Origin of the sequence: Streptomyces dryopteridis, assembly GCF_049606955.1 — a bacterium.
Taxonomy (GTDB): domain Bacteria; phylum Actinomycetota; class Actinomycetes; order Streptomycetales; family Streptomycetaceae; genus Streptomyces.
In genome coordinates, this window is the sequence record NZ_CP187113.1 from 1673303 (window position 1) to 1697431 (window position 24129).

A 24129-nucleotide genomic window follows, 5' to 3' on the forward strand; every position below is an offset into this window, starting at 1 on the left:
CGAAGGAAGGCCACACCGCCGTGACCACGCACACCCCCGCCTACCGCGACGCCTCCCTCCCCGTCGACCGGCGCGTCGAGGACCTGCTCTCCCGCATGACGCTGGAGGAGAAGGCCGGCCAGCTCTTCCACTCCATGCTGATGATGAACGAGGACGGCACCCCGGTCACCGAGACCGACGGCTCCATGCTCCCGCTGACCACCCCCGAACTGGTCGTGGACCGCCACCTCACCCACTTCAACCTGCTCGGCTCCCACGGCGCCCGCGAGATGGCCCTGTGGCAGAACGCCGTCCAGGCCATGGCCGCCGACACCCGCCTGGGCATCCCCGTCACCCTCTCCACCGACCCCCGGCACGCCTTCACCGAGAACGTCGGCGCCTCCTTCAACGCCGGCGCCTTCTCCGCCTGGCCCGAATCCCTGGGCCTGGCCGCCATCGGCGACGCCGAACTCGTGCGCCGCTTCGCCGACACCGTCCGTCGCGAATACCTCGCCGTCGGCTTCCGGGTCGCCCTCCACCCCCAGATCGACCTGGCCACCGAACCCCGCTGGTCCCGCCAGTCCGGCACCTTCGGCTCCGACGCCGCCCTCTCCTGCGAACTGGTCCGCGCCTACGTGCACGGCCTCCAGGGCGACACCCTCGGCCCCCGCTCCGTCTCCGCCATGGTCAAGCACTTCCCCGGCGGCGGCCCCCAGCTCGACGGCGAGGACCCCCACTTCGCCCACGGCAAGGAGCAGGTCTACCCCGGCGGCCTGCGCGAACTGCACCTCGAACCCTTCGAGGCCGCCATCGCCGCCGGCTGCGCGCAGATGATGCCCTACTACGGGCAGCCGATCGGCACCGACTGGGAGGAGGTCGGCTTCGGCTTCAACAAGGGCGTCCTGACCGACCTGCTGCGCACCCGCCTCGGCTTCACCGGCATCGTCTGCTCCGACTGGGGCCTGATCACCGACTCCGTCATCTTCGGCGAACCCCACCCCGCCCGCGCCTGGGGCCTGGAACACCTCACCCCGCTGGAACGCGCCGCCCGCTCCCTCGACGCCGGCGTCGACCAGTTCGGCGGCGAGCAGTGCCCCGAACTGATCGTCGAACTCGTCCGCTCCGGCCGGATCCGGCACGGACGCGTCGACGCCTCCGTCCGCCGCCTGCTGCGCGAGAAGTTCGTCCTCGGACTCTTCGACGACCCCTACGTCGACCCCGACGAGGCCGAGGCCGTCGTCGGCCGCGCCGAGTTCACCGCCGCCGGCGCCGCCGCCCAACGCCGCTCCCTGACCGTCCTCACCAACCCCGGCGACCGCCTCCCGCTGCCCACCCCCGCCCCGGACGCCGAACCCCCGCGCGTCTGGTGGGGTGAGGAACCCCCCGCCGCCCTCCTGGCCCACCCCGACCGGGTCCGCCCCGCCGCCTCCCCCGCCGAGGCCGACCTCGCCGTGCTCCGCCTGCGCACCCCCCACGAACCCCGCGCCAACCGCTTCGAGTCCTTCTTCCACTCCGGCACCCTCGCCTTCACCGAGGAGGAGCTGACCCCGATCCTCGACCTCCTCAAGACCGTCCCGACCGTGGTCTGCGTCAACCTGGAGCGCGCCGCCGTGCTCCCCGAGATCGCCGAACACGCGGCCGCCCTCCTCGCCGACTACGGCGCGAGCGACGAGGCCCTCCTCGACGTCCTCCTCGGCCACGCCACGCCCGAGGGCCGGCTCCCCTTCGAACTGCCCCGATCCATGGCCGCCGTCGAAGCCTCCCGCCCCGACGTGCCCAACGACACCGCCGACCCCCTCTTCCCGCACCGTCACGGACTGCGCCTGAACCCGCCCCGCTGACCCCGCCCCACCCTGTCCGACCTGCCCCGGAACCTCCCCACGAGGCCCCGGGGCAGGCGCCGTTCCCACGCCGGCCGGCCGAAATCCCGCATGGCCGGCGGCCGGCCCCTCCTCTACGCTGCACCCCAATCACGCGGGATCTTCGGCGCCCGAGGCCGCCGGCGGTCCCCGTCGGACGAACGGGGCGGGACGAAACGGCATGGAACAGATCCACAGCGACAGCACCGACCACGCACGAACCGCCGCGGCCACCCCCGGAGCCCAGCGCCGGGTCCTCGTCGTCGAGGACGACCGCACCATCGCCGAGGCCATCGCCGCCCGACTGCGCGCCGAGGGCTTCCAGGTCACCACCGCCGCCGACGGCCCGGCCGCCGTCGCCGCCGCCGAGTCCTGGCACCCCGAGCTGCTCGTCCTCGACGTGATGCTCCCCGGCTTCGACGGACTGGAGGTCTGCCGCCGCGTGCAGGCCCAGCGCCCCGTCCCCGTCCTCATGCTCACCGCCCGCGACGACGAGACCGATCTCCTCGTCGGCCTCGGCGTCGGCGCCGACGACTACATGACCAAGCCCTTCTCCATGCGCGAGCTGGCCGCCCGCGTCCACGTCCTGCTGCGCCGCGTCGAACGCGCCGCCCTCGCCGCCGGCGCCCCCCGCGGCACCGCCCTGCGCCTGGGCGACCTGGAGATCGACCACGCCCAGCGCCGGGTCCGGGTCCGCGCCGAGGACGTGCACCTCACCCCCACCGAGTTCGACCTGCTCGCCTGCCTCGCCGCCACCCCCCGCGCCGTCCTCTCCCGCGAACAGCTCCTCGCCGAGGTCTGGGACTGGGCCGACGCCTCCGGCACCCGCACCGTCGACAGCCACATCAAGGCCCTGCGCCGCAAGATCGGCGCCGAACGCATCCGCACCGTCCACGGCGTCGGGTACGCCCTGGAGACCCCGGGCACCCGCTGATGGGGCCCGACCCCGAGCGCCGATCGGGCCGATCCGGGCTGCGGCCCTTCTCCCCCTTCTCCATCAAGACCAAGCTCGGCACCCTCGTCGTCGTCTCCGTCTTCATCACCACCGGCCTCGTCCTCGTGGCCACCGCCACCGCCACCGAGGTCCGCTTCATCACCGTCTTCTCCGTGATCGCCTCCATGCTCATCACCCAGTTCGTGGCCCACGGCCTCACCGCCCCCCTCGACGACATGACCCGCGTGGCCCGCGCCATATCCCAGGGCGACTACACCCGCCGGGTCCGCGGCGCCGACCGTCGCGACGAGCTCGGCGACCTCGCCGCCACCATCAACCTGATGGCCGACGACCTCGAAGCCGTCGACCGGCACCGCAAGGAACTCGTCGCCAACGTCTCCCACGAGCTGCGCACCCCCATCGCCGCCCTGCGCGCCGTCCTGGAGAACGTGGTCGACGGGGTCTCCGCCGCCGACCCCGAGACCATGCGCACCGCGCTCGCCCAGGCCGAACGCCTCGGCGGCCTCGTCGAGACCCTCCTCGACCTCTCCCGCGTCGACAACGGCGTCGTCCCCCTGCGCGCCCGCACCTTCGCCGTCGGCCCCTACCTCTCCGGCGTCCTCAAAGAGGCCGGGCTCGCCGCCGGCCGCGCCGGCGACACCGACACCGCCCCCCACCGCACCCGCACCGACGTCCACCTGCACCTCGACGCCCTCCCCGGCGACCTCACCGCCCACGCCGACCCCGAACGCCTCCACCAGGTCGTCGCCAACCTCGTCGACAACGCCGTCAAGCACAGCCCCGCCTACGGACGCGTCACCGTCCGGGCCCGCGCGGGCGAGGACCCGGGGTCCTTGCGCCTGGAGGTGACGGACGAGGGACCCGGTATTCCGGAGGCCGAACGTCACCGGGTGTTCGAACGTTTCAATCGCGGATCCGCCGGCGGCGGCGACGGGGGCACCGGTCTGGGCCTCGCCATCGCCCGCTGGGCGGTCGGACTGCACGGCGGGAAGATCGGCGTCGCCGAGTCCACGCGCGGCTGCCGGATCCTCGTCACCCTCCCGGGCAGCGAGAAACCCGCAGGTTGACGTAGGGTTCGAGGAGGGAAGGACATGATCTCGACCACAGTCGGTCGATGATCGTCAGGGGTGCGGAGCCAGGGGGCCGCAACCTGGTTGCCCCCTACCCGAACCGCGCTTGTTTCCCGCCATTCCCCGGGGCGAAACCCGCCGTTGGGTGTGACCTGCGTGACGGAAGTCCCGCCCGGTCTGCATCTCCGGGCCCGACAGGCGTAGCCTTTATTCCCGCTGTCCATACCTTGTGAAGCGGAAGAGGGCGGTTGCCGCCGTGTCGCCACAGTCCCCCAGTAACCCGACCACGACCACGACCACGACCAACGGATCCGACGGCGGGAAGAACCCCGCCTCGGGCTTCGGTGCCAACGAGTGGCTCGTCGACGAGATCTACCAGCAGTACCTCCAGGACCCGAACTCGGTCGACCGGGCCTGGTGGGACTTCTTCGCCGATTACAAGCCGGGCGGCGCGGCCGCCCCGAGCCCGGTGAAGCCCGCCCCGAGCACCCGCGACGACGCCTCCGCACAGGCCGCCGCCGCTCCCTCGGGCACCCCGACCACCGGTAGTCCCGGAACCGACGCGGCCGCCACGGGGGCGGCAGGCGTCGTACCCGCTCCGGCCGCCGCCTCCGCCGCGCCCAGCACCACCGCAGCACCTGCCCCTGCTCCTGCCACCCCCTCTGGTGCCCCCGCTGTGACTGTCACCTCCCAGGCCCCGGCCGCCGCACCGGCCGCGCCCACCGTCCCCGCCGCCGCCACCCCCCAAAAGGCCGCGCCCGCCACCGAGGCCCCCAAGGGCCCCGAGCTGGTGACGCTCCGCGGCCCCGCGGCGGCCGTCGCGAAGAACATGAACGCCTCCCTCGACGTGCCGACGGCCACCTCCGTCCGCGCGATCCCGGTGAAGCTGCTGTTCGACAACCGCATCGTCATCAACAACCACCTCAAGCGCGCCCGGGGCGGGAAGATCTCCTTCACGCACCTGATCGGCTTCGCGATGGTGCAGGCGATCAAGGCCATGCCGTCCATGAATTACTCCTTCGCGGAGAAGGACGGCAAGCCGACCCTGGTCAAGCCGGAGCACGTCAACTTCGGCCTCGCCATCGACCTGGTGAAGGCCAACGGCGACCGCCAGCTCGTCGTGGCCGGCATCAAGAAGGCCGAGACCCTCAACTTCTTCGAGTTCTGGCAGGCGTACGAGGACATCGTCCGCCGCGCCCGCGGCAACAAGCTGACGATGGACGACTTCACCGGGGTCACCGTCTCGCTGACCAACCCCGGCGGCCTGGGCACCGTGCACTCCGTGCCGCGTCTGATGCCCGGTCAGTCCGTCATCATGGGCGTCGGCTCCATGGACTACCCGGCCGAGTTCCAGGGCACCTCCCAGGACACCCTGAACAAGCTGGGCATCTCGAAGGTCATGACCCTGACCTCGACCTACGACCACCGGGTCATCCAGGGCGCGGCCTCCGGCGAGTTCCTGCGGATCGTCGCCAACCTGCTGCTGGGCGAGAACGGCTTCTACGACCAGGTCTTCGAGTCGCTGCGGATCCCCTACGAGCCGGTCCGCTGGCTGCGGGACATCGACGCCAGCCACGACGACGACGTCACCAAGGCCGCCCGAGTCTTCGAGCTGATCCACTCCTACCGGGTCCGCGGCCACGTCATGGCCGACACCGACCCGCTGGAGTACAAGCAGCGCAAGCACCCCGACCTCGACATCACCGAGCACGGCCTCACCCTGTGGGACCTGGAGCGCGAGTTCGCGGTCGGCGGCTTCTCCGGCAAGTCGATGATGAAGCTGCGCGACATCCTCGGCGTGCTGCGCGACTCGTACTGCCGCACCACCGGCGTCGAGTTCATGCACATCCAGGACCCCAAGCAGCGCAAGTGGATCCAGGACCGCATCGAGCGCCCGCACACCAAGCCGGAGCGCGAGGAGCAGCTGCGGATCCTGCGCCGGCTGAACGCGGCCGAGGCATTCGAGACCTTCCTGCAGACGAAGTACGTCGGCCAGAAGCGCTTCTCCCTGGAGGGCGGCGAGTCCGTCATCCCGATGCTGGACGCGGTCATCGACTCCGCCGCCGAGGCCCGCCTCGACGAGGTCGCGATCGGCATGGCCCACCGCGGCCGGCTGAACGTGCTCGCCAACATCGTCGGCAAGTCCTACGCGCAGATCTTCCGCGAGTTCGAGGGCAACCTCGACCCGAAGTCGATGCACGGCTCCGGCGACGTCAAGTACCACCTCGGCGCCGAGGGCACCTTCACCGGCCTGGACGGCGAGCAGATCAAGGTCTCGCTGGTGGCGAACCCCTCGCACCTGGAGGCGGTGGACCCGGTCCTGGAGGGCGTGGTCCGCGCCAAGCAGGACCTGATCAACAAGGGCGGCACCGACTTCACCGTGCTCCCCGTCGCCCTGCACGGCGACGCGGCCTTCGCGGGCCAGGGCGTGGTGGCCGAGACCCTGAACATGTCGCAGCTGCGCGGCTACCGCACCGGTGGCACCGTGCACATCGTCATCAACAACCAGGTCGGCTTCACCGCCGCGCCCACCTCCTCGCGTTCCTCCATGTACGCCACCGACGTGGCCCGCATGATCGAGGCGCCGATCTTCCACGTGAACGGCGACGACCCGGAGGCCGTGGTCCGCGTGGCGCGGCTGGCCTTCGAGTTCCGGCAGGCGTTCAACAAGGACGTGGTCATCGACCTCATCTGCTACCGCCGTCGCGGGCACAACGAGGCCGACAACCCCTCGTTCACGCAGCCGCTGATGTACGACCTGATCGACAAGAAGCGCTCGGTGCGCAAGCTGTACACCGAGTCGCTGATCGGTCGTGGGGACATCACGCTGGAGGAGGCCGAGCAGGCACTCCAGGACTTCCAGGGGCAGCTGGAGAAGGTGTTCGCGGAGGTCCGCGAGGCCGCCGGCAACCCGGGCGCCCCGGTGCAGCCGCCGCAGACGGCGCAGGAGTTCCCGGCCGTCATCGAGACCGCGATCTCGCAGGAGACGGTCAAGCGGATCGCCGAGTCGCAGCTCAACATCCCGGAGCGGATCACCGTCCACCCGCGTCTGCTGCCGCAGATCCAACGGCGCGCGGCGATGATCGACGACGGCACCATCGACTGGGCCATGGGCGAGACCCTGGCCTTCGGTTCGCTGCTGCTGGAGGGCACCCCGGTCCGGCTGTCGGGCCAGGACTCGCGGCGCGGCACCTTCGGCCAGCGGCACGCGGTGCTCGTGGACCGGGAGACCGGCGAGGACTACACCCCGCTGCTGTACCTCTCCGAGGACCAGGCGCGCTACAACGTCTACGACTCGCTGCTCTCCGAGTACGCGGCGATGGGCTTCGAGTACGGCTACTCGCTGGCCCGTCCGGGCGCGCTGGTGCTGTGGGAGGCGCAGTTCGGCGACTTCGTCAACGGCGCGCAGACGGTGGTGGACGAGTTCATCTCCTCCGCCGAGCAGAAGTGGGGCCAGACCTCCGGGGTCACCCTGCTGCTCCCGCACGGTTACGAGGGCCAGGGCCCGGACCACTCCTCGGCCCGTCCCGAGCGCTTCCTGCAGCTGTGCGCGCAGAACAACATGACGGTGGCCATGCCCACCCTGCCGTCGAACTACTTCCACCTGCTGCGCTGGCAGGTCCACAACCCGCACCACAAGCCGCTGGTCGTCTTCACCCCGAAGTCGATGCTGCGTCTGAAGGCGGCGGCCTCGAAGGCGGAGGAGTTCACCACCGGCGGGTTCCGTCCGGTGATCGGCGACGACACGGTGGACCCGAACGCGGTCCGCAAGGTGGTGTTCTGCGCGGGCAAGGTCTACTACGACCTGGAGGCCGAGCGGATCAAGCGCGGCGACACCGAGACGGCGATCATCCGGATCGAGCGGCTGTACCCGCTGCCGGGCGCGGAACTCCAGGCGGAGATCGCCAAGTTCCCGAACGCGGCGAAGTACCTGTGGGCGCAGGAGGAGCCGGCGAACCAGGGTGCGTGGCCGTTCATCGCGCTGAACCTGATCGACCACCTCGACCTGGCGGTCGGCGCGGACATCCCGGCGGGCGAGCGGCTGCGGCGGATCTCGCGTCCGCACGGGTCCTCCCCGGCGGTGGGTTCGGCCAAGCGGCACCAGGCCGAGCAGGCCGCGCTGGTCGCGGAGGTCTTCGACGCCTGACGCGTCGCCTTGAGGGCCCCGGCCCCTGCCCGTTCGCGGGTGGGGCCGGGGCCCTTCGGCGTTCAGCGGCGGCGGGCGAGGTCCTGGTGGGTGGCGAGGAGGCAGGCGGTGAACTCGCGGCCGGCGGCGGTGAGTCGGGGGTGGGCGGCGAGGGCGGGCAGGACGGCGCCGAGTTCGGCGCGGCAGCGCAGGTGGCGGGCGTGGGCCCCGCGTTCGCCGTACTGGGCGGCGCGTTGCCAGTGGGCGGCGAGGGCGAGTCGGCCGTAGGCGTCGTGGAGGAGGCCGTCGAGGCAGCGGGGCGCGGGGTGCCAGGGGGTGGGGTGGCGGGGTTCGGGGTCGGCGGTGTGGAGGGGGACGGCGGCGCCGAGGATGGCGAGTTTGGCGTGGTGCAGTTCGCGGATGAGGGCGGCGGCGAGGGCGGGTGGGGCCTGGGCGCGGAGCAGGGCGGCGCCGGGGTGGGCGGGGGTGGGGCCGGGGTGGGTGCGGGCGGCGCCGGCGAGGGGGACGACGGCGCGGAGCAGGGCGGTGAGTTCGGGGGCGCGGTCGGGGTCGCAGCGGTCGAGGAGGGTGCGGGCGGCGGCGAAGCGGACGTCCCAGCGATGGTGGCCGGGCGGGGTGAGGCGGCGGGCGGGGGTGGCGGCGGGCGCGGGGTGGGCGGGGCCGCGGTAGGGGTCGAGGTCGTCGAGGGTGGTGTGGCGGTCGGGGAGGGTGTGCAGGGCGCGGGCGGTGTCGGGGCGCCGGGTCCAGGTGTCGGGGGTGAGGGTGAGGGGGCCGGCGGTGTCGGGGTGGAGTACGCCGAGGGTGGGGAGGTGGAGGCGGCCGGCGTCGGGGCGGACGGCGAGGGTGAAGGGGATGCCGGCGCGGAGGGCGGCGGCCGCGGCGAGGGCGCCGAGGCGGCCGAGGTCGGGGGCGGGGGTGGTGCCGGTGTCGAGGCGGCGGAGGGTCTCCTCGGCCCAGCGGGTGGTGGCGGGGTAGTGGAGCACGTCGCCGGTGGCGCGGGGGGCGCGGGCGTGGGCGGCGTCGAGGATCCGCCAGGGGGTGCGGGCGGGGCCCTCGGGCAGGGCTCGGCGCAGGGCGTGCAGGAGGCGGGCGGTGCGGGCGTGGTGGAGGGCGGCGAGGAGGTGGGTGAGGGCGGGGTCGGGGTCGGTGCGGGCGAGGGCGCGCAGGGCGGCGGAGTCGACGGGCGGGTCGGCGGGCTCGGGTCCGGTGCCGGGCGCGGGTCCCGGGATGGTGGTGGTGTCGCCGGTGGTCACGGTGGTCCTCCCCGGGGTGCTCGGTTCTCGTGCGTCACCCTCCCACCGGTGGGGTGGGGTGCGGCGGAGGACCGGTGGAATCGGGCCGGCCGGGTGGGGCGGCTTATCCTGGAGGGGCACACATCGTCCCCCTGACGCGGAGCCTGACTTGTACTTCACCGATCGCGGCATCGAGGAACTGGAGAAGCGGCGCGGCGAGGAGGAGGTCACGTTCGAGTGGCTGGCCGAGCAGCTGCGGACGTTCGTGGACCTGAATCCGGACTTCGAGGTTCCGGTGGAGCGGCTGGCGACGTGGCTGGCGCGGCTGGACGACGAGGACGAGGACGAGGAGTAGGTCTCTCCTCGCGCGCGGGGCCCTTTCCTTCGGGGAGGGGCCCCGCGGCGTGTGCGGGGTGTGGTGCGGGCACGGGGAAGCCCCCTGCCGGAGAAACGTTCCGGCAGGGGGCTTCGGTGACGCTGTGACGCGCCCGGGGCGCGTCGGGGTGCTCAGACCAGGCGGGCGACGCCGTCGGCCTTGGCGGCGGCCGCGACGGCCTCGGAGACGGCCGGGGCCACGCGCTCGTCGAAGGGCGACGGGATCACGTAGTCGGCGGCCAGCTCGTCACCGACGACACCGGCGATGGCGTCGGCGGCCGCGATCTTCATGCCCTCGGTGATCCGGGAGGCCCGGACCTTGAGGGCGCCGGCGAAGATGCCGGGGAAGGCGAGCACGTTGTTGATCTGGTTGGGGAAGTCCGAACGGCCGGTGGCCACGACGGCGGCGTACTTGTGCGCCACGTCGGGGTGGACCTCGGGGTTGGGGTTGGCCATGGCGAAGACGAACGCGTCCTTCGCCATGGAGGCCACGGCCTCCTCGGGGACGGTGCCGCCGGAGACGCCGATGAACACGTCGGCGCCGGCGAGGGCGGTCTCCAGGGAGCCGGTGAGCCCGGTCTTGTTGGTCAGGCCCGCGATCTCGGCCTTGACGTCGGTGAGGTCGGTCCGGTCGGCGGAGACGACGCCCTTGCGGTCGGTGACGCACACGTCGCCGATGCCCGCGTCCACGAGGATCTTGGCGATGGCGATGCCCGCCGCGCCGGCGCCGGAGATGACGGCGCGCAGGTCGGCCAGGGTGCGGCCGGTCAGCTTGGCGGCGTTGCGCATGGCGGCCAGCGTGACGATGGCGGTGCCGTGCTGGTCGTCGTGGAAGATCGGGATGTCCACGCGCTCCTGGAGCTTGCGCTCGATCTCGAAACAGCGCGGCGCGGAGATGTCCTCCAGGTTCACGCCGCCGAAGGAGGGCGCGAGGCGGACGACGGTCTCGACGATCTCGTCCACGTCCGTGGTCGCGAGCGCGATCGGGACCGCGTCCACACCGCCGAACTGCTTGAACAGGATCGCCTTGCCCTCCATGACGGGCAGGGACGCCTCGGGACCGATGTCCCCGAGGCCGAGCACGGCGGTGCCGTCGGTGACGACGGCGACGACGTTCGCCTTCCAGGTGTATTCGTTGACGAGCTCGGGCTGCTCGGCGATGGCGGTGCACACCTTCGCCACGCCCGGCGTGTACGCGAGGGACAGGTCGTCCTTGTCCCGGACGGGCACCGTGGCCTGGATCGCCATCTTGCCGCCTCGGTGGAGGGCGAAGACCGCGTCCGGGTTGTTCTCGGTGTTGCTGTCGCTGCGAGGATTGACGATCTCCGCTGCCACTGGATTGACCCCTTAAGACTTCGAATTTCAACGAGGGTGAGGCCATGCCCTGGTTGGGGCATGGGCGGGCACCGCGTCCGGCTCCGATTCGTCGGGTTTCGGCCCGATTCCCCGGAGAGGAGGTTCGTACGCGCGGGCGCGCCGCACGCGCGCCCTGAGCCCCGGATGAGGGGTGTAACGATCTGTTCTACCGGAAGAACACACACACAGACGAGTCGATTCCCCTTTGAAGATAAGCGGCTTGCCCGACTTTTGGCGAAAAGTCCAAGGGTCTGTGTCCACAAAGCGAGACACCCGGCAAAAGCTGCGGTGAAACGCTGTCGAAACCCCACATGCTGCGGTGTTGATCCCTCGCGGGAGCAGGGGTGTTGAGTCCGGAGGCGTGCCCGTTATCCGATTTTGACCTGACGGCCCCCCTGAATGCGTCGGTCCGAATGGCAAGATGCCGTAATCACACGAGGTCGCGACACTCGAAGGTGCGTGCACGACCCGCATCGGACGCTTTCGACTCCCTGCCGGAGGAACCAGCTCATGACCGCAAGCACCACCCGTCGTACCACCGCCACCCGATCCCGGATCGCCGCGGTCGGCGCGATCGCGGTCGCCGGCGCCCTGATCCTCACCGGCTGTGGCGACCAGACCGACAAGAACACCGGCTCCGGCACCGGCGACACCAAGAAGAGCGACGCCCCGCTGTTCGCGAAGCTCCCCAAGAAGATCCAGGACGCCGGCGTCGTCAAGGTCGGTGCCGACGCCAACTACGCGCCCATGGAGTACACCGAGAACGGCAAGATCGTCGGTGTCGACCCCGACATCGCCGAGGCCCTCGGCAAGCAGCTCGGTGTCAAGTTCGAGTTCGCGAACGGCACCTTCGACGGCCTCATCACCGGCATGTACGCGGGCCGCCAGGACGTGGTCATGTCCTCGCTCTCCGACAACAAGAAGCGCCAGGAGGGCCTCGACGACAAGGGCGCCAAGATCGGCAAGGGCGTCGACTTCGTCGACTACTTCTCCTCCGGCGTCTCCCTGCTGGTCAAGAAGGGCAACCCGCAGGGCGTCAAGTCCCTCGACGACCTGTGCGGCAAGACCGTCGCCGTGCAGCGCGGCACGATCTACGAGGACAGCTTCAAGGCCCAGGCCGCGAAGTGCGGCGACAAGACCCTCAAGATCGAGGCGTTCGACACCGACGCCGAGGCCCAGACCCGTGTGAAGACCGGCGGCGCCGTCGCCGACCTCAACGACTACCCGGTCGCCGCCCACATCGCGAAGACCTCCGGCGGCGGCAACGACTTCGAGGTCACCGGCCAGCAGGCCGACGTGGGCCTCTTCGGCATCGCCACCACCAAGGAGAACACCCAGCTGCGCGACGCGCTGAAGGAAGCGCTCGACGCGATCATCAAGGACGGCTCCTACGCCAAGGTCCTGGAGAAGTGGGACGTCACCTCCGGTGCGGTCAAGTCCGCCCAGATCAACGCCGGCAAGTGAGCGCGTCGCACCACTGAAGGGCAGTCACCGTGACTGACAAGATCGACAAGGTCCCGGCCGGGAACCCGCCGGCCGGGGCCGGGCCCGCGGCCACCCCGTACGAGGCCATCAAGGCGATACCCGTGCGCCACTACGGCCGCTGGGTCAGCGCCGTCGTCGTGGTCGCACTCCTCGCCTGGCTCGTCTACGCCTTCTCCCAGGGCAAGGTCATCTGGGGCACGGTCGGCGACAAGCTGTTCGACCCCAGCGTGCTCGCCGGCCTCGGCAACACCGTGCTGATCAGCGTGACCGCGATGGTGCTCGGCCTGGTGCTGGGCGTCCTGTTCGCCGTCATGCGGCTCTCGAAGAACCCCGTCACCAGCTTCGTGGCCTGGCTGTACATCTGGTTCTTCCGCGGCACCCCGGTGTACGTGCAACTCCTCGTCTGGTTCAGCCTCCCGCTGATCTTCGAGTACATCAACCTCGGCCCGATCTACAAGAACGAGACCGTCGAGGTCATGACCCCGTTCGTGGTCGCCCTGCTGGGCCTGGGCCTCAACGAGGGCGCCTACATGGCGGAGATCGTGCGCGCGGGCATCCAGTCCGTGGACGAGGGCCAGACCGAGGCCGGACACGCGCTGGGCATGACCCAGACGAAGATCATGCGCCGGATCGTGCTCCCGCAGGCCATGCGCGTGATCATCCCGCCCACCGGCAACGAGTTCATCAACATGCTGAAGACCTCCTCCCTGGTCTCGGCCGTGCAGTACACCGAACTCCTGCGGGCCACCTCGAACATCGGCACCACCGCCGGCGCGATCATCGAGATGTACTTCGTCGCCTCCGTCTGGTACCTCGCCCTCACCAGCGTGTTCAGCGTGGGCCAGTACTACCTGGAGCGCCGCTACGCCCGCGGCTCGCTCCGCTCCCTGCCGCCCACCCCGTGGCAGCGCCTCAAGGGCAACCTGAACCTGCTCCGCCGTACGGAGGTCGCCCGATGACCGCCCAGCCCATGGTCAAGGCCGAGGCCGTCCACAAGTCCTACGGCGCCGCCCACATCCTGCGCGGGATCGACCTGGAGGTCGCCCCCCGCGAGGTGTTCTGCCTCGTCGGCCCCTCCGGCTCCGGCAAGTCCACGTTCCTGCGCTGCATCAACCACCTGGAGCGGATCAACGCCGGGCGCCTGTGGGTCGACGGCGAACTCGTCGGCTACCGGCAGAAGGGCGACCGGCTGTACGAGCTGAAGGACAGCGAGATCGCCGCCCAGCGCCGCGACATCGGCATGGTCTTCCAGCGCTTCAACCTGTTCCCGCACATGACGGCGATCGAGAACGTCATGGAGGCCCCGGTCCTGGTCCGCGGCGAGACCAAGGCCGTCGCCCGCGAGCGGGCCCTGCGCCTGCTCGACCGGGTCGGCCTCGGCGACAAGGGCGAGAACTTCCCGTCCCAGCTCTCCGGCGGCCAGCAGCAGCGCGTGGCCATCGCCCGCGCGCTGGCCATGGAACCGAAGCTGATGCTCTTCGACGAGCCCACCTCGGCCCTCGACCCCGAGCTGGTCGGCGACGTGCTCGACGTCATGCGCGACCTCGCCGAATCCGGCATGACCATGATCGTGGTCACCCACGAGATGGGCTTCGCCCGCGAGGTCGGCGACAACCTGGTGTTCATGGACGGCGGCGTCGTGGTCGAGTCCGGCCACCCGCGCGAGGTCCTGGGCAACCCGCGGCACGAACGCACCAAGGCGTTCCTCTCCAAGGTGCTCTGACCCGACGCGCACCACCGCGAGGGCGGCCCCGGGACACCCCCCGGGCCCGCCCTCGCGGCGTTCCACGCCACGCGGCGTTTCACGACGTGGCACGCCCACGGCCCACCCCGTAATACCCTCGGAGGGAGAGCAAGAATTACCGCCCAGGACAAGGACCCCACGTGGAACTGGCCCAGTACTCGGACTACGCCGTGCGCCTGGTCAACACCGAGGAGCCCGCCCGCCACCGGGACGTCCTGACCTCCACCGACGCCGTCCGCGCCCTCTTCGGCCCCGCCGCCACCGCCGCCCGCCGGGTCACCGACGCCGACGTGACCCGCTTCCGCAACGTCCGCGGCCGGCTCCGCTCCGTCTTCGAGGCGGCCGACGCCGGCGACCACCGGCTCGCCGTCGACCTGCTGAACTCGCTGCTCATGGAGTACCCGGTCAGCCCCCAGGTCTCCGGCCACGACACACCCGGGCCCGACGGCGCCCCGAACTGGCACATGCACCTGGCCGACCACCCCTCGAACGCGTCCGCCGGCTACGCCGCGATCGCCTCCATGGGCCTGGCCTTCCACCTCACCGAGCACGGCGCCGACCGACTCGGCCTCTGCGAGGCCGCGCCCTGCCGCAACGCCTACCTCGACACCTCCACCAACCGCTCCCGCCGCTACTGCTCCGACCGCTGCGCCACCCGCGCCAACGTGGCGGCCTACCGGGCCCGCAAACGCGCCGAGGCCGCCGGATCCGCCCCCAGCACCCGCACCGCGGACGCCAGCCCCCGCAGCCGTGCCCTCAGCGACGCCTGAGCCCCCGGATCCCGCAGCCGCACCCGCGCCACCCCCAGCACCAGCTCCTCGGCCACCGGCCCGTAGTCCAGGCTGTCCCCGCTCTCGTTGAACGGGTTGTCCCCGAGCACCCACCAGCCGCCCGGCCGCCGCTCCACCACCCGCTTCACCACCGCCAGGTCCTGCCGCAACGGGTGCCGGAACACGATCACCGCCCCCGGCCGCACCCGCCCGCCGGTGCGCACGAGCAGCAGATCCCCGTGCGCCAACGTCGGCGCCATCGACGGCCCCACCACCCCCAACAAGCCCCACGCACCCCACAACCGCCGGGGTCCCGGCTCCCTCAACACGACCTCGTCCATCTCCCCAGCTTCCCGTACGTTCGCCCGAGGACCCGCCGACACCTCCGGCCCAATCCACCAACCGGGGCGGCCCGACCGCGAAAAGGACTCCGGCACGGAGTAATCTCCCCTCTTGAGAAGACGATCACGAGGAGGAAAACCCATGCTTTCCCGCATCTTCGCCCGCGTGGCGAAGGTCAGCGCCCACTGCGACCTTCCCTGCGGCGTCTACGACCCGGCCCAGGCCCGCATCGAGGCCGAGTCGGTCAAGGCCGTCCAGGAGAAGTACCAGGCCAACGAGGACGCGGACTTCCGCGCCCGCGCCATCACCATCAAGGAACAGCGCGCGGAGCTGGCCAAGCACCACGTCTCGGTGCTGTGGAGCGACTACTTCAAGCCCCCGCACTTCGAGAAGTACCCGCAGCTGCACACCCTGGTCAACGACACCCTGAAGGCCCTCTCGGCCGCCAAGGCGTCCAACGACCCGTCGACCGGCCAGAAGGCCCTCGACCTGATCGCCGAGATCGACCGCATCTTCTGGGAGACCAAGGCCGCCTGATCCGGCCCGGCATCCCGCCGAAGGGGCGGACGACCCACCGGTCGTCCGCCCCTTCCGCACGTCCGGCGTGCCACGCCCCACACGCCCGGAGGCTGGAACCCGGGCCTACCGCCCGGTAGCGTCCGGGGGCATGTTCGCCGCCTACGCCGCACGCATCGATCCCGACCAGCCCCTCGACGGACTCGAACTGGGCGAACGCCCGGCCCCCGAGACCCGCCCCGGCTGGGTCACCGTCAACGTCAAGGCCGCCTCCCTCAACCACCACGACCTGTGGTCCCTGCGCGGGGTGGGACTCGACCCCAAGCTGCTCCCCATGATCCTCGGCTGCGACGCCGCCGGGATCGACCAGGACGGCAACGAGGTCGTCCTGCACTCCGTCATCGGCCAGAGCGGCCACGGGGTCGGCCCCCGGGAACCCCGCTCGATCCTCACCGAGCGCTACCAGGGCACCTTCGCCGAACAGGTCACCGTCCCCGCCTGGAACGTCCTGCCCAAGCCCCCGCAGCTCACGTTCGAGGAAGCGGCCTGCCTGCCCACGGCCTGGCTGACCGCCTACCGGATGCTCTTCACCAACGCCGGCGTCCGCCCCGGCGACTCCGTCCTCGTCCAGGGCGCGGGCGGCGGCGTCGCCACCGCCGCGATCGTCCTCGGCAAGGCCGCCGGCCTGCGGATGTTCGCGACCAGCCGCGACGAGGCCAAGCGCCGCCGGGCCCTGGAACTCGGCGCGGTCGAGGCCGTCGCCCCCGGCGAACGCCTCTCGGCGCGGGTGGACGCCGTGATCGAGACGGTGGGCGCGGCCACCTGGTCCCACTCGATCAAGTCCCTGCGCCCCGGCGGCACCCTGGTCATCTCAGGCGCCACGAGCGGCGACCGGCCCGCCCACGCGGAACTGACCCGGATCTTCTTCCTGGAGCTCAAGGTGGTCGGCTCCACCATGGGCACCAAGGACGAGCTGGAGGACCTCCTGGCCTTCTGCGCCGGCACCGGCGTCCGCCCGGTGATCGACGCGACCCTCCCGCTGGACCGCGCCCGCGAGGGCTTCGAACGCCTCGCCAAGGGCGACCTCTTCGGCAAGATCGTCCTCACCACCTGAGCGTCAACAAAGGTTGACACCCCCTCCCGCGTCAACCTACATTGACACCATGACGGAAGCCACCGACCTCGCCGAACGAGCCGGTGACCACGACCCCCGCGTGGGCCTGCGCGCCGTGGCGGCCCTGCGCCGCCTGCTGGAACGCCTGGAGGCGGTCCAGGTGCGCAGCGCCCGCGCGCAGGGGTGGTCATGGCAGGACATCGCGACCGAACTGGGCGTCACCCGCCAGGCGGTCCACAAGAAGCACGGGAGGGCCTGACATGTTCGAACGCTTCACCCGCACCGCCCGCGAAGCCGTCACCGGCGCCGTGGCCAAGGCGGAGGCGGCCCACGCCCCGGAGGTCACGGAGGAACACCTCCTCCTCTCCCTCCTGGACCTCGGCGCCCTCGAAGCCCTCACGGTGGACGAGCCGGCCCTGCACGCCGCCCTCGAAGCCTCCCGCCGCACGGGCATGACCCGCGCGGACCGCGAGGCCCTGGCCGACCTGGGCATCGACGTGGACGCGATCGTCGCCCGCGTGGAACACACCCACGGCCCCGGCGCCCTCGCCGCCCACCCCCCGACCCGCACCCGCACCCGCCTCCACCTCCCGATGTCCACCGGGGCGAAAAAGGTCCTGGAAGGCTCCCTCCGCGCGGCCCTGGCCCGCCGCGACCGCCACATCGGCCCGGAACACCTCCTCCTCTCCCTCACCACCCACCCCAACCCGGCCACGGACGCGCTGGAATCCCAGGGCATCACGACAACCACGATCGAAACGGCGTTCCCGGACGGGGCGGCGACATAACGAACCCGGGCGCCGGCGGGCGCCTGCGGGCGGCGGGGAGGGGTCCGGGGCGGGGGTCCGTTGCCGCCTGCGGGTGGGTGCGTGGCCGGGGTGGCCGCCTGGCGGCGGCGGGCACGTCAACAGCGTTTCCCGGTGGCGGCCGGGAGGGGTCCGGAGCGGGGGTGCGTCGCCGTCTGCGGGTGGGTACGTGGCCGGGGTGGCCGCCTGCCGGCGGCGGGCACGTCAACAGCGTTTCCCGGCGGCGGCCGGGAGGAGGCCCGGGGCGAAGCCGCGTCGCCGTCTGCGGGCCGGTCCGGGGCCGGTGTGGCCGCCTGCCGGCGGCGGGCAGGTCAAAAGCTTTTCCCAGGGGCGGCGGAGGGGGCAGCGGGCTGGGGTCCGTGGCCGTTCGCCGGTCCGCTCGGGGCGGGGGTTGGTCCACGGCAGGCGTCAGGTCCGGGGGCGGCTGGGGTAGGCCGCTCCATGAACTGCGACCGTGCGCCCCGCCATCCGCCGCGCTCACCGGGCGGTCTCGGGCGCGTGCGGGCCCGTCGTGCCACCCCGAACACCGGCGCCTGACACCAGGCGGGCCCGACTGCGACCGGCCCGGCGTGTCGCCACGTCGAGTAGCCGCCTGGCACCTGGCGGGCTTGGCTGCGGCCGGCCCGGCGTGCCGCCACGGGCGGCCGTCTGACACCTGACGGGTCTGGCTGCGTACCGCCGGGTGTGTCGCCACGTCGAGCGGCCGTCTGACGCATGGGCGTCCTAGGCGCGTTGGGCCTGGTGCGCCACCACATGCCCCGGCCGTCTGGCGCATGGGCGTCTTGGGCGGGGGCGGCCTGGTGCGCCACCACATGCCCCAGCCGTCTGGCGCATGGGCGTCCCGAGCGCGGCCGGGCCTGGTGCGTTTCCACGGGCCGACCCGCAGGTAGGGGACGGGCTTGGGCGCGGCCGGTCCCTCCGCCCGGCACGTTTCTTTCCGGATTGGGGGCGGTGCCGGCAGAGCGGTTGGCTTGCGTCGGCGGGGACGGGGTCAAGGGTGGCGCGCAGCGCCATCGCGCAGCGACGCGACCGAAGGGAGCGCCCTTGAAGCCGTCCCCGACGACGCGAGACGATCGGGCTGACGGGAACGACCCGACACCACACCAGCCCACGACACACCACCCACGGCCCGCACCCGGCCGACGGCACCCACCGCAGCACCTCCGCCACCGCACCACGCTCCACCCGCACCCCGCCCAAAGGCCGGGGCCCGGCCCACCCCGGCCCGCCCCGGGCCACCTGGGCCACCCCGGCCCAGCCTCCGGGTTCAGCCTCGGATCGTCTGCTTCACGTCCGTCAGCGCTTCCGACAGCCGCGCGCGGATCGCCGTGACGCGGGCGCGGTCGAGGGGGGTCGCGGCGTCGCGGCCCGCGTCGCGGATCTCGTCGCGGAAGCGGTCGAGCAGGCGGTCGAGTTCGCGTGCGGGGTCGCCTTCGGCCGGGACGTCCTGCGCCCAGGCCGTGTCGACGGTGCGGGGCGCTCCGGCGGCCGCGCTCGCTCCGGCCGTGTTCGCCCCGGCCTCACCCTCGCCGCCCGCGCCCGCGTTCGCGCCCGCCGTGCCGGTCGGGTTCTCGCGGTTGGAGAGCCAGCCGCCGAGGCGGTCCGTCAGGTCGGCGAGTCCTTCGCGGACGCCGCCCGATGCGAAGTGTTCCTGGACCTGGCCGAAGATCCGCTGGACGTCCTCGCGGGCCTTCTCGTGCGCCTCCTGCGCCTGTCGGCGCGCGTCCTTGGCGTCCTCGCGGGCCCGCCGGCTCTCGTCCTTCGCGCGGCGCGCCTGCTCCTTGAACTCCTGCTTCGCGCGCCGCAGTTCTTCCTTGGCCGCCTCCCACGTGGGGTCCTCGGTGGGGACGGCGCGGGAGGAGGCGGAGGCCGCTTCGCGGAGTTCGCGGCGCAGGTCGCCGGCGACGCCGCGCACGTCGGCGCGGATCTCGGCGGCGAGTTCGGTGACGGAGTCGCGGATCTCGACTTCGAGGTCGGCGAGTTCACCGCTGCGGTCGGCGAGTTCGGCGCGGCCGGCGTCGGTGATGGAGTAGACCTTGCGCCCGCCCTCGGTGGCGTGCGTGACGAGCCCTTCGGCCTCCAGTTTGGCCAGGCGCGGGTAGACCGTGCCGGCGGAGGGGGCGTAGAGGCCCTGGAAGCGCTCCTCCAGCAGCCGGATCACCTCGTAGCCGTGCCGGGGCGCCTCGTCGAGGAGCTTGAGCAGGTAGAGGCGGAGGCGTCCGTGGGCGAAGACGGGCGGCATGTCAGAGCACCTTCTTGTCGAGGGCGAGCGGGGCCGGGGCCTCGGGGGTGGGGCGGCGGAGCAGGGCGATGCCTCCGGAGACGGTGGTGGCGCGCAGGGTGCCGCGCCCGGCGCCGAGGGTGCCGGTGAGGCGGGTCGAGCCGAGTCGTCCGGTGACGGTGAGGTCGTCGAAGGCGTTGGAGATGCCGCCGGTGGCGGTGTTGGCCTCGACCTTGGCGTCGACGGGGTCGGGGAGCCTGATGGCCACCTGTCCGGACACGGAGTTGAGGGCGATGTCGACGGGGCGCGCGGCGCCCGTCGCGGTGTCCGCGAGGTCGAGATCGAGGTCGAGCAGCATGTCGCCGCTGACGGAGTCGGCGCGGACGCTCGCGCCGGCGCCGTCCGCGAGGGTGAGGCCGCCGGAGACGGAGTGGAAGCCGAGGTCGCCGGTGACGGACTGGGCCTCCACGTCGCCGGAGACCGTGTGGGCCTTCACGCGGCCCGCGAGGCCGACGAGGGTGATGTCCCCGCTGACGCCGTTGACGTCCGTACCGCCCGAGACCCCGGAGACGAACGCGGTGGCGCTCACGGTGGCGACGGAGGCGCGGGTGGCGGCGGGTACCGCGAGGGTGAGTTCGGCGGTGCGCTCCCAGGCCTTGCGGCCGCCGCCGCCCGCTTCGGTCCACCGCTTCCACGGCTTGGACTCGAACCACTTGCCGAGGCCGCCTTCGGCGCCGTTCCACGGCAGGTCCTCGTAGGACACGGTGAGGGTGGCGCCGTCGCGCACGATCTGGAGCGGTGGGCCGGTGACGGCGGCGACCTCCAGCCGGGCCGGGCCGGGGTCGTCGGCGGGGAGGGCGACGACGTTGACGGTGCCGCCGATGATCCGGACCCGCACCTCCGCCGGCGCGTCCTCGAAGGTGATCCGTTCGGGTCCGGCGACGGACCACGTCGACTGCTCTGCCATGGCGGTGCCCTCCTCGGGTATCGAGATCCGACGCAACATATCGCGTCTCTGCAACACACGATATATCGCGGCAACCCGAAGTCAAGGCCCGTCGAACCCCGAGACGACCCGGAGACCACCCCGACTCGCGACACATGTCGCGACCCACATCCCGCCCCACCCCCACCCCCTCCCCCACCTCATCCCAGCCCTCCCCCCCATCCCCCACCCCCGCCCCCCTCACCCGGGAATCCTCACTTTTGCCGGTTTTGCCTTAGCGTGTGGGCATGTCGATCTCCTCGCCCACCCCCTCCACCCCCGCGGTCGGCGGACTGCTGTTGTGCCAGGCCACCCCCTTCGCCGTCCGCCCCACCGCCCACGCCCTGCGGGTGCCGTTGCGGCTGGCGCCGGCCGGCTCGTGGAGCGTGCTGGTCCCCGAGGACCTCCCGTGGCAGGGCCCGGAGGCCGACGCGCCCACCGTCGCCGACGCCTTCGACGGCTGGGCTCCGGCCCTGACGGTGGGCGCGGGCTGGCCCGTGATCGGCGTGTGGTGGGACGGCGGGCGCACCGGGTTCGTCTCCGCCCTCGGCTTCCGCCGCGCCGTCTCCTTCGGCTGGGAGGCCGACGGCACCCCGGTCGGGGACCCCGACGTCATGCGGGTGCTGGCGGCGCGGATCGGCCTGGACCCGGTGCTGGACCTGGAGGTGCTGGAGCGTCTGACCCGGCCCGACGAGAACGCCGACGGCCCGGCCCGACTCCTCGGGCTGCTGGCCCTGCTGACCCGCGCGGGCCTGGCGCTGCCGCCCGGCCTCGCCCCCGACACCCCGATGGGCGCCCTGCGCGAGGCGGCCCGGTCGGCGCCCGGAGCGGAGGCGGTCACGTGGTCGGGCTGGCGCGAGGCGGTGCACACGGAGCTGGACGTGCTGGAGGCCGGGCCGCTCGGGCCGTGGCTGCGCGGGCCGCGGGCGCGCGCCCTGGGCATCGCGCAGGTCGCGGCGGCGGTGCCGCTGCTGGCCTGGGCGGGCCGGCGACGCAACACGGCGTGGCTGACCACGGGCGGAGTACTGCTGGCGCACGGGGCGCTGTCGCTGGCCTACGACCGGGCCCGCACCCGGGCCCACGAGTCCTGAGCAGACCCCGAACCCCCACCCACCCCACTCGCCCCACCCACGTCACCCACGCCGCCCCCGCCCCCGCTCACGCGGCCGCCGGCAGCTCCGTGCCGTGGTGCCGCAGCCACTGCCGGTAGGGCACGTTGCCCAGGGCCGCCTCGCGGTATGCCTCGCGCAGGTCCGCGAAGACCTCCTCGTGTGCCCCGGGCCAGGTCACGAGCAGCAGTCGGACCGCCAGCGGGTCGCCGCGCAGGGGGCGGATCGCCATGTCCGGGCGCGGCCCGGAGGTGGGCTGGCAGGGGGCGACGGCCTCGCCGGAGACGATGAGCGACGAGGCCGTGTGGTAGTCGGCGTGGAGCAGGGGCGGGTCGATGCCGGCCTCGGCCAGCACCCGCCGCAGTCCGTCCCATTCGCCGTCCACGGAGGGGTCGACGGCCCAGCGGTCGTGGGCGAGGTCGGCCAGGGAGACCACGGGGGAGGCGGCGGCCGGGTGGTCGAGGGCCATGGAGACGAACTGGGGCTCGCGTTCCATCAGCACCCGGGTCTGGAGCCCGTCGGGGACCCGCAGCGGGCAGCCCTCGACCTCGTGCACGAAGGCCACGTCGAGCCGGCCGTCGGCCACGGACCGCAGCAGCGCGTTCGCCGACACGTCGACGATCAGGCCGGTCTCGGCGACGGGGCGGCGGCGGTGGAGTCGGCGGAGCCAGCCGGGCAGGGCGCGGCTGGCGGTGGAGCCGATGCGCAGGCGGGGGCCGTCGCAGGCGGCGCGGGCCTCGGCGATCAGTCCGGCCATGTCGGCCAACAGGGGTCGGGCGCGGCCGAGTACGGCCCGGCCGAACGGGGTGGGGCGGCATCCGGTGCGTTCACGGAGGAAGAGTTCGCCGTCCAGGTGCCGTTCGATTCGGCGTAGTTGGGTGCTGAGCGAGGGTTGACTCACGCCCAGTTCGCGGGCCGCCTTGTGCAGGCTCCCGGCGTCGGCGATGGCGCAGAGCGCGCGCAGGTGCCTCACCTCTAGCTCCATGAGCCGAGGGTAGGGCGGGGCGGCGGGGGTCCACCAGCCGGTGAGGGGCCGTCGAATTCCGCCATTCTCACGGGAGTTGGCCGAGCGTGTGCCGGGTGATAGCCCGCTGTTATCGCACCTTGGCATCATCCGCCGGCGGGTCCGGCTCCCGCAGACTCCGGTACCGGAACACGGAAGCGACCACCCCCCACAGCCGGTCATCTCCGGACGATTCAGGAGCCCCCACATGTCCGAAAACCGCCAGTCCCGTCCGTCCCGCACGTCCCGCACGGTCCGCCGGTCCCGCAAGGGCGCCCTCGCGGCGATCCTCGGCATCGGCCTCGCCGCCTCCGTCGCCGCCGTCCCGACCGCCGGTGCCGCGCCGGCCGGGCCCTCCGCCGGCAGCGGCAGCCCGGCCACGTACGCGGCGTACGAGCGGTCGCAGGAGAACCAGGCGGCGAACCGCGCGTTCTTCGAGGCGGTCCGGGCCGAGGTGGCCAAGCAGCGCAAGGCGAACCCGTTCGCCCTGGCGGTCACCGTCACGTACAACACCCGCAACGCGCCGACCTTCCGCGGCCAGATAGCGAGCTCCACGTCCATCTGGAACGGCTCGGTGCAGAACGTGAAGCTCCAGGAGGTCTCCTCCGGGGGCAACTTCTCCTACTACGAGGGCAACGACTCGCGCGGTTCGTACGCGAGCACCGACGGCCACGGTCGGGGCTACATCTTCCTCGACTACCGGCAGAACCAGCAGTACAACTCCACCCGCGTGACGGCCCACGAGACCGGGCACGTGCTCGGCCTGCCGGACCGCTACTCGGGCCCGTGCTCGGAGCTGATGTCGGGCGGCGGTCCGGGCACCTCCTGCACCAACGCCTACCCGAACGCCAACGAGCGGGCCCGGGTGAACCAGCTCTGGGTCAACGGTCTGGCCGCCGCGAACTGACCGGGCCCGTCGCGGCCCGTCCACCGAGGGGGCGGGCCACGACGGGGAGACGGGGGCGGGACGGGCGCGCCGACGCCCGCCCCGCCCCCGCCCCGTTCCCGCGCGCCCCCCGCTCCCCCCTCCCTCGTTCTCCCGCTCCCCCGTTCCCCGCCCG

At 72.6% G+C, this 24129-nt stretch carries 21 protein-coding genes; 15 read left to right on the forward strand and 6 right to left on the reverse strand.

What is annotated here, in order from left to right; translation table 11 throughout:
* Window positions 1-95 precede the first annotated feature (95 nt).
* From ACN20G_RS06755 to ACN20G_RS06770, 4 genes are all read left to right on the forward strand, one after another.
* Window positions 96-1820: a glycoside hydrolase family 3 N-terminal domain-containing protein gene (locus tag ACN20G_RS06755; protein WP_424215400.1), complete on the forward strand. Its 1725-nt coding sequence runs from the start codon at window positions 96-98 to the stop codon at window positions 1818-1820.
* A 199-nt stretch (window positions 1821-2019) separates the two neighbouring features.
* Window positions 2020-2772: a response regulator transcription factor gene (locus ACN20G_RS06760; protein WP_424211812.1), complete on the forward strand. Its 753-nt coding sequence runs from the start codon at window positions 2020-2022 to the stop codon at window positions 2770-2772.
* Window positions 2772-3860 (forward strand): HAMP domain-containing sensor histidine kinase, encoded by a 1089-nt coding sequence (locus ACN20G_RS06765; RefSeq protein ID WP_424211813.1) that lies wholly within the window; start codon window positions 2772-2774, stop codon window positions 3858-3860. Before ACN20G_RS06760 ends, ACN20G_RS06765 begins: the two co-directional genes overlap by 1 nt.
* Window positions 3861-4119: 259 nt before the next feature.
* The gene (locus ACN20G_RS06770) at window positions 4120-8010 is read left to right on the forward strand and encodes a multifunctional oxoglutarate decarboxylase/oxoglutarate dehydrogenase thiamine pyrophosphate-binding subunit/dihydrolipoyllysine-residue succinyltransferase subunit (protein ID WP_424211814.1); all 3891 of its coding nucleotides are present in this window, start codon (window positions 4120-4122) and stop codon (window positions 8008-8010) included.
* Between the two features lie 62 nt (window positions 8011-8072).
* On the opposite strand, the gene ACN20G_RS06775 is transcribed toward ACN20G_RS06770, so the two are convergent.
* The gene (locus ACN20G_RS06775) at window positions 8073-9263 is read right to left on the reverse strand and encodes an aKG-HExxH-type peptide beta-hydroxylase (protein WP_424211815.1); all 1191 of its coding nucleotides are present in this window, start codon (window positions 9261-9263) and stop codon (window positions 8073-8075) included.
* Between the two features lie 148 nt (window positions 9264-9411).
* Between ACN20G_RS06775 and ACN20G_RS06780 the strand changes: the two genes are divergently transcribed.
* Window positions 9412-9597 (forward strand): DUF6104 family protein, encoded by a 186-nt coding sequence (locus ACN20G_RS06780; RefSeq protein ID WP_030190019.1) that lies wholly within the window; start codon window positions 9412-9414, stop codon window positions 9595-9597.
* A 152-nt stretch (window positions 9598-9749) separates the two neighbouring features.
* On the opposite strand, the gene ACN20G_RS06785 is transcribed toward ACN20G_RS06780, so the two are convergent.
* The gene (locus ACN20G_RS06785; RefSeq protein ID WP_424211816.1) at window positions 9750-10952 is read right to left on the reverse strand and encodes an NAD(P)-dependent malic enzyme; all 1203 of its coding nucleotides are present in this window, start codon (window positions 10950-10952) and stop codon (window positions 9750-9752) included.
* 531 nt (window positions 10953-11483) lie between these two features.
* Between ACN20G_RS06785 and ACN20G_RS06790 the strand changes: the two genes are divergently transcribed.
* The 4 genes from ACN20G_RS06790 to ACN20G_RS06805 all read left to right on the forward strand — a co-directional run bounded on the left by ACN20G_RS06790 (window position 11484) and on the right by ACN20G_RS06805 (window position 14972).
* Complete coding sequence (locus ACN20G_RS06790) at window positions 11484-12437, forward strand: ABC transporter substrate-binding protein (RefSeq protein ID WP_424211817.1); 954 nt, start codon at window positions 11484-11486, stop codon at window positions 12435-12437.
* A 29-nt stretch (window positions 12438-12466) separates the two neighbouring features.
* Window positions 12467-13417, forward strand: a complete 951-nt coding sequence (locus tag ACN20G_RS06795) for an amino acid ABC transporter permease (RefSeq protein ID WP_424211818.1) — start codon at window positions 12467-12469, stop codon at window positions 13415-13417.
* Entirely contained in the window at window positions 13414-14181 is a 768-nt protein-coding gene (locus ACN20G_RS06800; protein ID WP_424211819.1) for an amino acid ABC transporter ATP-binding protein, read from the forward strand. The genes ACN20G_RS06795 and ACN20G_RS06800 overlap by 4 nt, the downstream gene beginning before the upstream one ends.
* A gap of 161 nt (window positions 14182-14342) precedes the next feature.
* Entirely contained in the window at window positions 14343-14972 is a 630-nt protein-coding gene (locus tag ACN20G_RS06805; RefSeq protein WP_424211820.1) for a CGNR zinc finger domain-containing protein, read from the forward strand.
* Here the strand turns inward: ACN20G_RS06805 and sodX are convergent.
* Complete coding sequence (sodX, locus tag ACN20G_RS06810; RefSeq protein WP_424211821.1) at window positions 14876-15313, reverse strand: nickel-type superoxide dismutase maturation protease; 438 nt, start codon at window positions 15311-15313, stop codon at window positions 14876-14878. The genes ACN20G_RS06805 and sodX overlap by 97 nt on opposite strands.
* A gap of 142 nt (window positions 15314-15455) precedes the next feature.
* Between sodX and sodN the strand changes: the two genes are divergently transcribed.
* The 4 genes from sodN (at window position 15456) to ACN20G_RS06830 (ending at window position 17732) form a co-directional block, all read left to right on the forward strand.
* Window positions 15456-15851, forward strand: a complete 396-nt coding sequence (sodN, locus tag ACN20G_RS06815; protein ID WP_424211822.1) for a superoxide dismutase, Ni — start codon at window positions 15456-15458, stop codon at window positions 15849-15851.
* 130 nt (window positions 15852-15981) lie between these two features.
* Entirely contained in the window at window positions 15982-16944 is a 963-nt protein-coding gene (locus tag ACN20G_RS06820) for a zinc-binding dehydrogenase (protein ID WP_424211823.1), read from the forward strand.
* Between the two features lie 49 nt (window positions 16945-16993).
* On the forward strand, window positions 16994-17203 hold the full coding sequence (locus ACN20G_RS06825; protein WP_424211824.1) for a helix-turn-helix domain-containing protein: 210 nt from the start codon (window positions 16994-16996) through the stop codon (window positions 17201-17203).
* A 1-nt stretch (window position 17204) separates the two neighbouring features.
* Window positions 17205-17732 carry a Clp protease N-terminal domain-containing protein gene (locus tag ACN20G_RS06830; RefSeq protein WP_424211825.1) on the forward strand — a complete coding sequence of 176 codons (528 nt, stop codon included), beginning with the start codon at window positions 17205-17207 and terminating at the stop codon, window positions 17730-17732.
* A 1285-nt stretch (window positions 17733-19017) separates the two neighbouring features.
* On the opposite strand, the gene ACN20G_RS06835 is transcribed toward ACN20G_RS06830, so the two are convergent.
* Both ACN20G_RS06835 and ACN20G_RS06840 read right to left on the reverse strand, forming a co-directional pair.
* Window positions 19018-19992: a helix-turn-helix transcriptional regulator gene (locus ACN20G_RS06835; protein WP_424211826.1), complete on the reverse strand. Its 975-nt coding sequence runs from the start codon at window positions 19990-19992 to the stop codon at window positions 19018-19020.
* A 1-nt stretch (window position 19993) separates the two neighbouring features.
* Entirely contained in the window at window positions 19994-20938 is a 945-nt protein-coding gene (locus ACN20G_RS06840; protein WP_424211827.1) for a DUF4097 family beta strand repeat-containing protein, read from the reverse strand.
* A 266-nt stretch (window positions 20939-21204) separates the two neighbouring features.
* Between ACN20G_RS06840 and ACN20G_RS06845 the strand changes: the two genes are divergently transcribed.
* Window positions 21205-22047, forward strand: a complete 843-nt coding sequence (locus ACN20G_RS06845; RefSeq protein WP_424211828.1) for a hypothetical protein — start codon at window positions 21205-21207, stop codon at window positions 22045-22047.
* A 67-nt stretch (window positions 22048-22114) separates the two neighbouring features.
* On the opposite strand, the gene ACN20G_RS06850 is transcribed toward ACN20G_RS06845, so the two are convergent.
* Entirely contained in the window at window positions 22115-23050 is a 936-nt protein-coding gene (locus tag ACN20G_RS06850; RefSeq protein ID WP_424211829.1) for a LysR family transcriptional regulator, read from the reverse strand.
* A gap of 226 nt (window positions 23051-23276) precedes the next feature.
* On the opposite strand from ACN20G_RS06850, the gene snpA reads away from it, so the two are divergent.
* Complete coding sequence (snpA, locus tag ACN20G_RS06855) at window positions 23277-23975, forward strand: snapalysin (protein WP_424211830.1); 699 nt, start codon at window positions 23277-23279, stop codon at window positions 23973-23975.
* Window positions 23976-24129 lie beyond the last annotated feature (154 nt).